Raw genomic sequence first — 13,277 nt, forward strand, 5'->3', positions numbered from 1 at the left:
CAGAATTCTGCTCCGCTGCGCTCGACGGCTAACATCACGGAATGGACCCGGGGCTTCGCGACGGAGCTTCGCTCCTGCTTCGCCCAGGGATGACGAAGCTGAGTGGCTTCAGCCAATCACCTACGGTCGTGAATCCAACGTTGGAAACTTCGGCCGCCACGGCCGAATTAACTGATTAGGATTGCCCTCAGATCATTCACATTCGTACCCGTCGGCCCCGGCACGAACAGATCGCCGATCGCGTTGAACGCCGTCCAGGCATTGTTGCCGGCCAGCATCGCCTTGGCGTCGATGCCGGCGGCACGCATGCGCGAGACAGTTGAGCCATCGGCAAAGGCGCCGGCATTGTCTTCAGAGCCATCGATGCCGTCGGTATCGGCGGCCAATGCATGAATACCTTCCGCGCCGCTGATACCGATGGCAAAGGCGAGCAGGAATTCGGAGTTGCGGCCGCCCTTGCCCCTTTTTCCGTCAACAGGGGCCCGCAAGGTCACGGTCGTCTCGCCGCCGGACAGGATCAGCACCGGCTTTTTGAACGGCCGGTTGCGCGTCGCCACTTCGCGCGCAATGGCTGCATGCACGCCACCGACCTCGCGCGCCTCGCCCTCGATGGAATCGGAGAGGATGACGGCTTCGATGCCGTGCCGTTTTGCCTCAGCGGCTGCCGCTTCCAGCGACACGCCAGCCGAGGCGATCAGGTGCACTTCATTGCGTGAAAAGCGCTGGTCATCCGGATCTGGCGCATCGGCCTCTGGCGAGTTGATGTGCGCCATGACGGCGTCGGGCAGTTTCATGCCGTAGGCCGCTATCGAGGCCAGCGCATCGGCGCGGTTGCCGGAGTCGGGCACGGTCGGGCCGGAGGCCACCAGGGCCGGGTTGTCGCCGGGAATGTCAGAGACAACCAGTGATACCAGTTTGGCCGGCCAGGCGGCAGCTGCCAGCCGGCCGCCCTTGATGGTCGAGAGATGCTTGCGGATTGTGTTCATCGCCGCGATCGGCGCGCCGGAGGCAAGCAGCGCCTCGTTGACGGCGATTTCGTCGGCGAGCGTCAGGCCGGCGGCAGGCGACGGCAGCAGCGCCGATCCTCCGCCCGATATCAGCGCCACTACCAGGTCGTCCGCAGTCAGCCCTTGCACCTTTTCGAGCAGGCGCCGCGACGCCTTAAGACCGGCAGCGTCCGGTACCGGATGTGCCGCCTCGATGATTTCGATGCGCTCGCATCTGGCGCCATAGCCGTAGCGGGTGACGACCAGCCCTTCGATTGGGCCATCCCACACCTTCTCGAACGCGGCCGCCATCTGCGCCGAGCCCTTGCCGGCGCCAATGACAATGGTACGGCCCTTGGGCCTGGCCGGCAGATGATCCCTGATGGTCCGTTCAGGATCGGCAGCGGCAACAGCGGCATTGAAGATCGAGATGAGAAAGGATTTGGGATCGAGCACGGTTATCCTTGGCCGTAACTGGCGGTTTTCAAAATGAGCAAACGTTGGCGCTGCCCCTCACCCTCACCCCGTGAAAGACGGGGAGAGGGGATCGCCAGCGCTCGAGCTTGTCCTTTCTCCCGTCACTATACGGGGAGAAGGTGCCGGCAGGCGGATGAGGGGCAGCGCCAACGTCACGATTTACCTTCCGGCGGCAGCGCCAATTGTGTCCGATCGACGCCGAGATGATCGCACAGTGCATCGACGACGACGCCATGATCCTGGCGTTCCGGCAGGCCGGAGACGGCGATGACGCCAATGACGCCGGCACCCTTTACAGTCACCGGAAACCCGCCGCCGGCCAGTACGTAATCAGCAATATCCAGCCCCTCGCCGACCTTGAAGGTGCGGTCCGGTCGCTGCTGTTCCAGCACCAGACGATAGGTGCTCCTGAGGTAGCGCTTGACCACATTGATCTTGCGTCGTGCCCAGTCGGGGTTGGAGGCGTTTGAACCGGGCATCGCGGCATAAAACAGCGGCCGATCCCACAGCCTGATATCGACAATGATGGGCAGCTTTTCGGCCAGCGCCCGCTCGCGGATCGCCGCGCCGACCTTGAAGGCGACGGCCTCGTCGAAGGCCGGGAAGACCAGCGTCTCTTCCTGTTTCTGGATCAGAGCGATGTCGTCGGCAGCGGCCATTTTGTTCTCCGAAGTCAGTCACAAATCGTGTGTACGACAAGCTCCGCCCGGTCAAGGTCTCGTCGCGGTGGTGGTCTTGCCCCGCCAGGGTCGACCCCCACTCCGTCGAGCTTCTCTCGACACCTCTCCCCCGATCGACAGGGTAGAGGAAGGGCGCCAAGCTGTCCGAACCGGCGCCCGTCCTCCGAAGCAAAGGCTCCCTTCCTCTCCCTCCGGAGGGGGGAGAGGTGGCGCCGCGAAGCGGCGACGGAGTGGGGGAACCACTTGGCAACCAGGCGCAATCATCATCTTGTCCCGCGCGGATGATGGGTCCTACCCCACGATCATATCGATCTTGGCCGGCCGCCCCGCAACATAGACCTCGCGCACCGCGCGGTCGTCGCCCAATGTCTGCAGCAGGAACAGCTCCTCCGCCAGCGTCTCCACAGTCTCCATCCTCAGCCGCATCGCCGGCGTGGCGCGGGCGTCGAGCACGGTGATGTCCGCGTCGGTGCCTTCATCCAGCGTGCCGACCTTGTCCGCCACAGACAGCGCCTCGGCATTGCCACGCGTTATCTGCCAGAAGGACTGGAACGGGTTCAGCTTTTCGCCATTCAGCGCAATCACCTTGTAGCCCTCGTCCATGGTGCGCAGCATCGAATAGTTGGTGCCGCCGCCGACATCGGTGGCGGCAGCGATCCTGAGCGGCTTGTCGCGGCGACGAAAGCGCTGGTAGTCGAACAGGCCGGAGCCGAGGAACAGGTTCGAGGTCGGGCAGAACACCGCCACCGAGCCTGAGTCCGACAGCGCATCGGCCTCTCGTTCCGAGAGATGGATGCAGTGGCCGAACAGGCTCTTTGGCCCCAGCAGGCCATACTGCTCGTAGACATCGGTGTAGTCGCGCGCCTGCGGATAGAGTTTTTGCGTGAAGGCGATTTCGGCGTGGTTTTCCGACAGATGCGTCTGCATGTGCAGGTCGGGGTTTTCGCGGCAGAGCGTGCCGGCCATCTCCAGCTGCTCGGGCGAGGAGGTGATGGCGAAGCGCGGCGTGATCGCATAAAGCTGGCGGCCCTTGCCGTGCCATTCCGCAATCAGCGCCTTCGTATCGTCATAGCCGGATTGCGGCGTGTCGAGCACGCCTGCCGGCGCATTGCGGTCCATCATCACCTTGCCGGCAATGTTGAGCATGCCGCGCGCATGCGATTCGGCAAAGAACGCTTCGGCAGACGCCTTGTGCACCGAGCAGTAGGCGGCGACCGTCGTCGTGCCGTGGCGCACCATCTCGTCCAGGAACAGCCGGGCGATGCGGCGGCCATGCTGGGCGTTGGCGAATTTGGTCTCTTCGGGAAAGGTGTAGGTGTTCAGCCAGTCGAGCAGTTCGGCGCCGTAGGAGGCAATGACCTGCATCTGCGGGAAATGCGCATGCGCATCGATGAAGCCGGGCAGCAGCAGATGCGGCCGATGATCGATCCTTTTCGCACCGTCGCCCGCTTGCTTTTCGACTTCCGTGTAGCTGCCTGCGGCAACGATCCGGCCGTCGCGGATCAGCAGGCCGCCATCCTCCTCATAGCGCCAGGCGGCATGGTCGTCGATGGCTTCGGGCCAGCGCAAGAAGCTTAGCGTGCGGCCGCGCAGAAGTGTGGAGGTCATCCCTATTTCCCTGCGCCTTCGAACCAGGCGACCAGCAGCGCCCGTTCCTTGTCGCTGATCTGGGTGACGTTGGCGGGCGGCATGGCGTGGCTGCGCCCGGCCTGCAAATAGATTTCACGCGCATGCTCGGCAATGCCGGCGTCGGTGTCGAGCATCACGCCCTTCGGCGCATGGTAGATGCCTTCATAGACCGGCTCGGCCGTATGGCACATCGAGCAGCGGCCAAGCACGGTGTCGCGCACCGCCGGGAAATGCGACGAGGCGATATAGACTTCGGCCGCGGCGGATGCCTTGGGCTCGCCGGTCAGTATTTTCGGCGCTGTCGACAGCCACATGATGATGACGAATAGCACCGCAGCCGCCATCCAGGTCCAGTGGGGGTTGCCGGCACGCTTATGCACGGTGTTGAAATAGTGCCGGATCAAGACGCCGATGATGAACACCAGCGAGGCGATGACCCAGTTGAACTCCGTCGCAAACGCCAGCGGATAGTGGTTCGACAGCATCAGGAACAGCACGGGCAGCGTCAGGTAATTGTTGTGCAGCGAGCGCTGCTTGGCGATCTTGCCGTATTTCGGGTCGGGCTTGCGGCCGGCAATCAGGTCGGCGACGACGATCTTCTGGTTTGGAATAATCACCATGAAGACATTGGCCGACATGATCGTGGCGGTGATGGCGCCCAGATGCAGGAAAGCGGCGCGGCCGGTGAACAGATGCGTCAGCCCCCAGGCGATGAACACCAGCACGCCATAGAGCACCAGCATCAGTCCGGTGTCACTTTTGCCGAGCGGCGACCGGCAGAGCAGATCGTAGACAACCCAGCCGACGCCGATGGTGGCCATCGACAAAAGGATGCCGACCGGCACCGACATCGGCAGCACATTGGGGTCGATCAGGAACAAATCGGCGCCGGCATAGTAGACCACGCACAGCATGGCGAAGCCGGACAGCCAGGTGGCGTAGGATTCCCACTTGAACCAGGTCAGGTGTTCCGGCATTTCGGCCGGCGCCACCAGATATTTCTGGACGTGGTAGAAGCCGCCGCCATGCACCTGCCATTCCTCGCCGAATGCGCCGGCCGGCATGCCGGGGCGCTGGCGCAGGCCAAGGTCGAGCGCGACGAAATAGAAGGACGAGCCGATCCAGGCGATGCCGGTGACGACGTGCAGCCAGCGCACGGCGAAACTCAGCCAGTCCCAGAAAATCGCGAAATCCATCATGTGAAATCGTCCCTGCCGATCGGCTGACTTTACGGTGTGGGGCGCAAACGAAAAGAGGCGAGGTGTACGATGACTTTCAAAAAAAAATGGAAAATACTAGGCTGACCACGTACGCCGCCACATAAAGAGCCACGAATGGCCTATCTCGACAACATCGCCGTCTTCGTCCGCGTCGTCGAGCTTGGTAATCTCTCGGCGGCGGGCCGCGACATGCGCATTTCGCCGGCGGTCGCCTCCAACCGCATCAAGGAGCTGGAAAAACACCTCGGCGTGCGGCTGTTCAACCGCACCACACGGCAATTGATGCCGACGGAGCATGGCACGGTGTTCTACTCCGGCGCCAAGCAGGTGCTGGAGGCGATCACCGAGGCGGAAGCCGCGGTCTCGGCTCTTTCCGGCCAGCCGCGCGGCACCATCAAGGTGACCGCCCCGCTCGGCCTTGGACGGCGGCTGGTGGCGTCGGGCATTCCGGATTTCCACGACAAATACCCCGATATCGAGGTGCGGCTGAGGCTCTCCGACCACAATATCGACATCATGAAGGAAGGCATCGACGTCGCCTTCAAGCTCGGCATCATCGAGGATTCCAGCCTGCGGATGCGCGGCATCATGGAATGTGAACGCGTGCTGGTGGCGGCACCGAAATATCTCGAAGCGCGCGGCGAGCCGGTGGAGCCACAGGAGCTGATCGGCAAGAAGCACGACTGCCTGATGCTGCGCTATTCCGGGGCGCGCGAATATGTCTGGACGCTGCAGACGCCGTCCGGCCCGCAGAAATTCGAGGTGCACGGCCCCTACGACACCGACGATGGCGATGTGCTGACCGGCTGGGCGCTGTCGGGCCGCGGCATCATCAACAAGCCGCGGTTCGAAGTGGAACCTTTCATCCGCGACCGGCGGCTGCAGGTCATCCTGGCCAGCACACCGCCAACGCCGGTGCAGTTCGCCGCCGTCTATCCGCACAAGAAGCTCCAGGATCCAAAGGTGCGGCTGCTGCTCGACTTCATGGCCGAGCGTTGCCAGCGGCTGATCAAGGATTTGCTGGCCGGCAAGTGAGGGGCTGTTGGTCCAGTCGCCAGGATTGTCTTACAAGCAGGTGACCTTAGGTTCGCATACGCCGCCCTATGATCGATGGTCCCATGCCGACTGACCAGCAAGCCACAATGCATCTTGCCGTTTCGCTCAACATTGCTTGCGGGCAGCCGCTCGGGTTTAGCGATCTGGCCGGCTTTGCCAAGCAAGCGGAAGCGGCGGGGCTGGACATGATTGTCCTCGATGATTCCGCGCCGAACAGCGCCGGGTCGAGTTCTTTCGAAGCGACGACCTTGCTGGCGGCGCTGGCGACGATGACAAGTCGGATCGGCCTTGTCGCTGCAGCTTCGACGGTCGCTCACCAGCCGTACAATCTGGCGCGCCGTTTTGCTTCGCTCGACATCATCAGCCATGGCCGCGCCGGCTGGCACGTGACCATGGCGCAGGCGCCAGGGGAAGCCGCCAATTTCAGCCGGCCGGATGGATTTTCCGACGATGTGTTCCGCCGCCGCACGCAGGAATACATCGGCATCGTTCAGCGCCTGTGGCAGGGCTGGGATGCCGACGCGCTGCTGTTCGACAAGATCGGCGGCCGCTTCCACGATCCCGAAAAAATGCACCTGCTCGACCACAAGGGCGAATTTTTCTCCGTGCGCGGGCCGCTGAACGTCGCGCGCTCGCCGCAGGATACGCCGGTGCTGGTGCTGTCCGGCCTGTCCGAGGCCGACCTGGATATGGCCGCCCGCACTGCCGATGTCGTCCTGCTGGACAGACCCACAAAGGACCCCAAGGCGCGCCATGACGATCTCAAGCGCCGCGTTGTGGCCTGCGGACGCGATCCGGGTGCGGTCAAGCTGCTGCTGAACGTTGGCGCAGATGTCGCTGCCAACGCGCTCGAAACATGGTTCAGCTCGCAAAGCTGCGACGGGTTCAACATCGCAATACCGCCTGCGGCGATTGACGGTTTCATCGGCCGCGTGCTGCCGGAATTGCAGCGCCGCGGCCTCGTCCGCCCGGATTATCCCGGCACCACCTTGCGCTCTCATCTCAGACTTGCCGGAGGAGCGCAATGACCCGCCAGATGAAGCTTGGCGCCTTCCTGTGGGCGACGGGCCACCACATCGCCGCCTGGCGTCACCCCAAGGCGCATGTCACGGCAGGCATCGACATCGATCATTACATCCAGCTGGCGCGCACGGCGGAAGCGGCGAAGTTCGACATGGTGTTCTGCGAGGACGCCGCCGGTCTGCGCGAAGCCAATGTCGGCATCGCCAGCCAGACCTCACGCTCGATCGGCTTCGAGCCGATCAGCCTGCTGTCCGCGCTCGCCGTGCAGACCAGCCGCATCGGCCTCGTTTCGACGGCGTCGACCAGCTACAACGAGCCCTACGGCCTGGCGCGCACCTTTCTGTCGCTCGATCATCTGAGTGGTGGCCGGACTGGCTGGAACCTGGTGACGTCGGCCAGCCCCATCGAAGCCGCCAATTTCGGCGCGACGGGCCTGAAACCGCATGCCGACCGCTACGAGCGGGCGCGCGAATTCGCCGAGGTGGTATCAGGACTTTGGCAAGGCAGTGGCTTTCACGATCACAACGGCCAGAGCTTTTCGGTGCGCGACCCGCTCGACCTGCCGCGCTCGCCGCAGGGCGCGCCGGTGATGGTGCAGGCCGGCGCCTCGGATGTCGGCCGCGACCTTGCCGCCCGCACCGCCGACGTCGTGTTCACGGCGGCGCAGACCCTCGAGGAAGCCAAGGGCTTTTACGACAACCTCAAGGGCCGTATGGCTGCCTATGGGCGGGAACCCGACGACATCAAGATCATGCCCGGCGTCTCCCCGGTGGTGGCAGACACCGAGGCCGAAGCGCGGGAGAAACAGGAGGAATTCCAGGCGCTGATCCCCGACGATGTCGGCGTGGCGCTACTGTCCAGCTATCTCAGCATCTCCGATCTCGGGAGCTATCCGATCGACGGACCGATGCCCGAGCTGCCGGAGACCGAGGGAATGAAAAGCCGCCAGGCGCTGGTCATCGAACAATCGCGCCGCGACGGCCTGTCGATCCGCCAGCTTGCGCGCCATTTCGCCGGCGCACGTGGCCATTGGCGTATCGTCGGCACGCCGGCGCAGATCGCTGACGAATTGCAGGCGCGGTTCGAGGGCGGCGGCGCGGACGGCTTCAACGTCATGCCGTCATACTTCCCCGGCGAGCTCGATGCCTTTGCCACGCTGGTGGTGCCGGAACTGCAGCGGCGCGGACTATTCCGTCGGGAATACGAAGGCAGCACCTTGCGAGATCATCTCGGCCTGAAGCGGCCTGCTTAGCCGCGCCGAAGCTTAGCCGGCCATCATCTTATGCTGGACTTGATGGTCGGCATTCGGCGCGGAGTTGTGAACGACCAGTGCCGTCATGATCTCGGCTGCCGCGAGCGCCGCGATCACCGGCGGGCGCTTGTCCCTGACGGCGTCGCCGCCGATCGGGGAGACGAGGCGGGCCAACTCAGCCTCCGTGCCATCCGCCGATTTCAGGAACCAGTTCCTGAACGTCGCTCTCTTGGTTTTCGAGCCGATCATGCCGACATAGGCCGCGTCGTCGCGCTTCAGCGCCTCGGCGACGATGAGGAAATCCAGCGCATGGTCGTGGGTGAGGATGGCGAAGGCGGTGCCGGCGGGGGCGTTTCGCACCTCGGCCTCGGGCATCGGCGTCAGCAGCGTCTCGACGGTTTCCGACATGCCTTCCAGCGCTTCGGCCCGCGTCTCGATGACGACACCACGCACGGGAAGAAGTGCAACGGTCGAGGCCAGCGCCTGGCCGACATGGCCGCCGCCGAAGATATAGACATGCGGCAGGTGGGCTTCCTCGGCTTCTGCGGCCGCGATCAGCTCGGCAGCAAGCGCGGCATCGACGATACGGATCAAGACTTCGACGCGCCCGCCGCAGCACTGGCCGATCTCGGGACCTAGCGGCACGTCAAGCGTGGCGCGGACTTCATCGACTGCGATGCGGGCTTCTTTACCCTCCCCCTTGTGGGGAGGGTCGGTGAGCGGACGCCGCGTGGCGGCGTCCGCGAAACGGGGTGGCTTGGCACGATCGTCCGCACCCCCACCCCGGCCGGCTTCGCCGGCCGACCCTCCCCACAAGGGGGAGGGTGAAGACCCCACCATCTGCCTCGCCTTGTCGATCGCCATGTACTCGAGCTGACCGCCGCCGATCGTGCCAAAAATCGCCGCCTGCGATACGAGCATGAAGGCGCCCTTCTCGCGCGGAGTCGAGCCTTTGGTGCCGGCCACTTCGACCAGAGCAAGCCGGCCGGCGCTGGCGAGAAAAGCTCTGAGGCTTTGCACTTTCGACTTCATATTTCGCATTCCCGTACGGGAAATATAGGGTTTTTCAGTCTGAATTGCACGTTTTGCCAGAATCCAGGTCAGAGTCAGGCGCTATTCTTGGCTTCACCCTTCAGCCGTTCGATCGCCATCAGCACCCGTTCTGGTGTTGCAGGAGCGTCGAGACGCGGACAGACCTTATGATCGGCCACACTTGCCACCGCGTCCGACAGCGCATGCAGCACAGACATGCCGAGCGGGAAGGGCGGTTCGCCGACCGCCTTGGAACGGTGCACCGTCGGCTCGTTGGCCTCCGGCCAGTCGGCCAGCGTGACGTTGAATATCTTCGGCCGGTCGGACGCGAGCGGGATCTTATAGGTCGACGGCGCATGCGTGCGCAGCCGGCCCTTGTCGTCCCACCACAGCTCCTCCGTCGTCAGCCAGCCCATGCCCTGGATGAAGCCGCCCTCGATCTGGCCGAGATCGATGGCGCGGTTCAGCGAGCGGCCGGTTTCATGCAATATGTCGGTGCGCTCGACGACATATTCGCCGGTCAGCGTGTCGACCGAGACTTCCGAGCACGAGGCGCCATAGGCGAAATAATAGAACGGACGGCCCTCGCCCTTGTCACGGTTCCAGTGGATTTTCGGCGTCTTGTAAAAACCCGCCGCCGACAGTTGGATGCGGGCCATATAGGCCTGCTTGACAAGGTCGGTGAAGGCGATCTCCTGGTTGCCGATGCGCACCCGGTTCGGCAGGAAAAGCACCTGCTCGCGCGGCACCTGGTATTTTTCGGCGGCGAAGTCGGTCAGCCGTTCCTTGATCTGGCGGGCGCCGTTCTGCGCCGCCATGCCGTTGAGGTCGGTGCCGGACGACGCCGCGGTGGCCGAAGTGTTGGGCACCTTGCCGGTGGTCGTCGCGGTGATCTTGACCTGGTCGAGGTCGATCTGGAACTCTTCCGCCACCACCTGCGCCACCTTGACGTAGAGGCCTTGCCCCATCTCGGTGCCGCCGTGATTCAGATGCACCGAACCGTCTGTGTAGACATGCACCAGCGCGCCGGCCTGGTTGTAGTGGGTGGCTGTGAAAGAGATGCCGAATTTGACCGGCGTCAGCGCCAGGCCGCGCTTGATGAAGCGGCTGTTGGCGTTGAAGGCCTGGATGATGCGGCGGCGCCCCGCATAGTCGGCGCTCGCCTCCAGCTCGGCGACGATGCGGTGGATGATGTTGTCCTCGACCGTCTGGTGATAAGGGGTGACGTTGCGGCCCCCGTCTTTATCACCACTGGTGCCATAAAAATTCTGCTTGCGGATTTCGAGCGGGTCCTTGCCGACGGCAAAGGCAACCTCGTCGATGACCCGTTCGGCGCCGACCATGCCCTGCGGGCCGCCGAAGCCGCGAAACGCCGTGTTCGACACGGTGTTGGTGTAAAGCGGCGCCGATTGCGCATGCACCGCCGGCCAGAAATAGGTGTTGTCGCAATGGAACAGCGCGCGGTCGGTGACCGGTCCGGACAGGTCCGAGGAAAAGCCGCAACGCGCCGCAAACATGAAATCGACGCCTAAAATGTTGCCGTCGTCGTCGAAGCCAACGTCGTAGTCGACAAGGAAATCATGGCGCTTGCCGGTGGCGATCATGTCGTCGTCGCGGTCGGGCCGGATTTTTACCGCGCGATGGTGTTTCTTGGCGGCGATCGCAGCCAATGCCGCAAACTGGTTGCCTTGCGTCTCCTTCCCGCCGAAGCCGCCACCCATGCGGCGGATTTCCACTGTGATGGCGTTGCTCGGCACGCCCAGCGCATGGCTGACCATATGCTGCACTTCGCTCGGATGCTGGGTCGAGGAATAGATGGTGACGTCCTGGTCCTCGCCGGGAATGGCCACGGCGATATGGCCTTCCAGATAGAAATGCTCCTGGCCGCCAATGCGCATCTTGCCCTTCAGCCGGCGCGGCGCCGCCTTGATCGCGGCGGCGGCATCGCCGCGCTTCAAGGTCAGTGGCGGCGTGACCAGCTTGTCCTTGCGGGGGTCGAGGTCGCCAATGTCGGTGACGAAAGGCAATGGACTGTATTCTATCTTGGCCAGCCGGGTGGCGCGGCGCGCCTGTTCGCGCGTCTTGGCAATGACGCAGAAGATCGGCTGACCATAAAACTGCACCTTGTCGTCGGCCAGCACCGGCTCGTCGTGTCGACCGGTCGGCGAAATGTCATTTTCGCCCGGAACGTCCTTGGCCGTCAGCACATCGACGACGCCCGGCGCCGCGCGCACCGCCGACAGATCCATTTTGCTGATCGTCGCATGCGTCGCCGTGGACAGGCCGAGGCAGCCATGCAGCATGCCCGCCGGTTCCGGCATATCGTCGATATAGACCGCGCTGCCGCTGACATGCTTGTGCGCGGAATCGTGGCGCTGGTCGGCGGCGACGCCACCGGAAATCTTCTGCGCCTTGAGATCTGGAGAGGCGTGCTTGTTCATCAGGCCGCCTCGTTGCGTGACACCTGGAACGGCGCCTTGCTGCCGCTGGTTTCGGCAAAAAAGCGCAGCAGCAGGTTCCTGGCCGCCAGCGCCCGGTATTCGGCCGATGCCCGCATATCGGTCAGCGGGGTGAAATCGCCGGCATATTCAGCCATGGCCGCTTCCACCGTTGTCTCCGTCCACGGCTTGCCGAGCAGCGCTTTTTCGACACCGAAAGCCCGCTTCGGGGTGGCCGCCATGCCGCCATAGGCGATGCATATATCGGCCACGGTTCCGTCCTTGGCCAAGTCGAGGAAAAAGGCGCCAAGGGCTGCGGTGATGTCCTCGTCGCGGCGCTTGGTGATCTTGTAGACGGCAAACTTCGTGCCCTTGGCCGGCACGGGAACGTGCACGGCCTCGACGAATTCGCCTGGCTGCCGGTCCTGCTTGCCATAGGCGATGAAGAAATCCTCGAGCGCGATGGTGCGCCGCTTCTTGGCGCGGCGCAGCGTCAGTTGCGCACCAAGCGCGATCAGGGGCGGCGGCGTGTCGCCGATCGGCGAGCCATTGGCGATGTTGCCGCCGATGGTGCCCATGTTTCGTACCTGTTCGCCGCCGATGCGGTCGAACAATGGCCCGAGCGCGGGGATGCGCTTGGCCAGTGTCGCGAAGGCGTCGGTGTAGGTAACGCCGGCGCCGATGGTGATGACGTCATTGTCTTCGGAGATCGCGCACAGCCCCTCGAGATTGCCGATGAAGACTACCGGTGAGATGTCGCGCATGTGCTTGGTGACCCACAGGCCGACGTCGGTCGAGCCGGCGACAACAGTGGCGTCGGGTTCCTTATCCAGTACAGCGGCGAAATCATCGGCGTTGGCCGGGACGATCAACCTCAGCTTGCCGGCGCCGATTTCGACGCGGGCACCGTCATGCATAGCCTCGAGCCTGGCGGTGATCGCCTTGCGCTCGGCCGCCAGCGGATCCTTCGCCGCCTTGCCGTAGCTGGAGATGGCACGCGCGGCGCGCATGATTGCCTCATAGCCGGTGCAGCGGCAAAGATTGCCTTGCAAGGCCTTCTCGATCGCCGCATTCGACGGGTCCGGCGACTTCATCCACAAGCCGTAGAGCGACATGACGAAGCCCGGCGTGCAGAAGCCGCATTGCGAAGCGTGGAAATCGACCATCGCCTGCTGCACCGGATGCAATTGGCCAGGCGCGCCGCGCAGATGCTCGACGGTGACGACATGGGTGCCGTCGAGCGAACCGAGGAAACGGATGCAGGCGTTGACGCTTTCATAAACCAGCTTGCCGGCGGACAATTTTCCGACCAGGACCGTGCAGGCGCCGCAATCGCCCTCGGCGCAGCCTTCCTTGGTGCCGCGCAGCGAGCGGTCGAGCCGCAGCCAGTCGAGCAAGGTCGCGTCGGGCGCCACCGACGACAGCGCGACATCCCTGCCATTGAGGATGAAGCGGATCTCGTTGCGTATGGTGATCTTGGCCAT

Annotated in this window: 10 protein-coding genes; 3 read left to right on the forward strand and 7 right to left on the reverse strand. The window is 63.9% G+C overall.

What is annotated here, in order from left to right:
* Positions 1–167: 167 nt before the first annotated feature.
* From ACYG9V_RS06685 to ACYG9V_RS06700, 4 genes are all read right to left on the reverse strand, one after another.
* Entirely contained in the window at positions 168–1,448 is a 1,281-nt protein-coding gene (locus ACYG9V_RS06685) for a glycerate kinase type-2 family protein (RefSeq protein WP_352764870.1), read from the reverse strand.
* A gap of 167 nt (positions 1,449–1,615) precedes the next feature.
* Positions 1,616–2,122, reverse strand: coding sequence for a heme-degrading domain-containing protein (locus ACYG9V_RS06690; protein ID WP_023711326.1), 507 nt, complete (start codon positions 2,120–2,122; stop codon positions 1,616–1,618).
* 312 nt (positions 2,123–2,434) lie between these two features.
* A complete protein-coding gene (gene guaD / locus ACYG9V_RS06695; RefSeq protein ID WP_352764860.1) occupies positions 2,435–3,751 on the reverse strand; it encodes a guanine deaminase in 1,317 nt (438 codons plus the stop codon).
* Positions 3,752–3,753: 2 nt separating this feature from the next.
* Complete coding sequence (locus ACYG9V_RS06700; protein ID WP_023695954.1) at positions 3,754–4,971, reverse strand: urate hydroxylase PuuD; 1,218 nt, start codon at positions 4,969–4,971, stop codon at positions 3,754–3,756.
* Positions 4,972–5,106: 135 nt separating this feature from the next.
* Here ACYG9V_RS06700 and ACYG9V_RS06705 point away from each other — a divergent pair, with 135 nt between their 5' ends.
* The 3 genes from ACYG9V_RS06705 (at position 5,107) to ACYG9V_RS06715 (ending at position 8,323) form a co-directional block, all read left to right on the forward strand.
* The gene (locus ACYG9V_RS06705) at positions 5,107–6,027 is read left to right on the forward strand and encodes a LysR family transcriptional regulator (RefSeq protein ID WP_023671373.1); all 921 of its coding nucleotides are present in this window, start codon (positions 5,107–5,109) and stop codon (positions 6,025–6,027) included.
* 107 nt (positions 6,028–6,134) lie between these two features.
* Complete coding sequence (locus ACYG9V_RS06710) at positions 6,135–7,076, forward strand: LLM class flavin-dependent oxidoreductase (protein ID WP_352764861.1); 942 nt, start codon at positions 6,135–6,137, stop codon at positions 7,074–7,076.
* On the forward strand, positions 7,073–8,323 hold the full coding sequence (locus tag ACYG9V_RS06715; RefSeq protein ID WP_023831268.1) for an LLM class flavin-dependent oxidoreductase: 1,251 nt from the start codon (positions 7,073–7,075) through the stop codon (positions 8,321–8,323). The genes ACYG9V_RS06710 and ACYG9V_RS06715 overlap by 4 nt, the downstream gene beginning before the upstream one ends.
* A 12-nt stretch (positions 8,324–8,335) precedes the next feature.
* Here the strand turns inward: ACYG9V_RS06715 and xdhC are convergent, their stop codons facing one another.
* The 3 genes from xdhC to xdhA form a co-directional block, all read right to left on the reverse strand.
* Positions 8,336–9,355, reverse strand: a complete 1,020-nt coding sequence (gene xdhC / locus ACYG9V_RS06720) for a xanthine dehydrogenase accessory protein XdhC (protein ID WP_460221926.1) — start codon at positions 9,353–9,355, stop codon at positions 8,336–8,338.
* Positions 9,356–9,429: 74 nt separating this feature from the next.
* On the reverse strand, positions 9,430–11,796 hold the full coding sequence (gene xdhB, locus ACYG9V_RS06725) for a xanthine dehydrogenase molybdopterin binding subunit (RefSeq protein ID WP_352763898.1): 2,367 nt from the start codon (positions 11,794–11,796) through the stop codon (positions 9,430–9,432).
* Positions 11,796–13,277 (reverse strand): xanthine dehydrogenase small subunit, encoded by a 1,482-nt coding sequence (gene xdhA / locus ACYG9V_RS06730; RefSeq protein WP_352496974.1) that lies wholly within the window; start codon positions 13,275–13,277, stop codon positions 11,796–11,798. The genes xdhB and xdhA overlap by 1 nt, the downstream gene beginning before the upstream one ends.

This window comes from Mesorhizobium sp. W016 (assembly GCF_054719485.1).

What these genes read in the sequence shown, in the direction of transcription:
- xdhC (WP_460221926.1), bottom strand. Translation starts at nt 9,355, where the DNA reads ATGAAGTCGAAAGTGCAAAGCCTCAGAGCTTTTCTCGCCAGCGCCGGC.
- ACYG9V_RS06705 (WP_023671373.1), top strand. Translation starts at nt 5,107, where the DNA reads ATGGCCTATCTCGACAACATCGCCGTCTTCGTCCGCGTCGTCGAGCTT.
- xdhA (WP_352496974.1), bottom strand. Translation starts at nt 13,277, where the DNA reads ATGGCCAAGATCACCATACGCAACGAGATCCGCTTCATCCTCAATGGC.
- xdhB (WP_352763898.1), bottom strand. Translation starts at nt 11,796, where the DNA reads ATGAACAAGCACGCCTCTCCAGATCTCAAGGCGCAGAAGATTTCCGGT.
- ACYG9V_RS06690 (WP_023711326.1), bottom strand. Translation starts at nt 2,122, where the DNA reads ATGGCCGCTGCCGACGACATCGCTCTGATCCAGAAACAGGAAGAGACG.
- ACYG9V_RS06700 (WP_023695954.1), bottom strand. Translation starts at nt 4,971, where the DNA reads ATGATGGATTTCGCGATTTTCTGGGACTGGCTGAGTTTCGCCGTGCGC.
- ACYG9V_RS06715 (WP_023831268.1), top strand. Translation starts at nt 7,073, where the DNA reads ATGACCCGCCAGATGAAGCTTGGCGCCTTCCTGTGGGCGACGGGCCAC.
- ACYG9V_RS06710 (WP_352764861.1), top strand. Translation starts at nt 6,135, where the DNA reads ATGCATCTTGCCGTTTCGCTCAACATTGCTTGCGGGCAGCCGCTCGGG.
- guaD (WP_352764860.1), bottom strand. Translation starts at nt 3,751, where the DNA reads ATGACCTCCACACTTCTGCGCGGCCGCACGCTAAGCTTCTTGCGCTGG.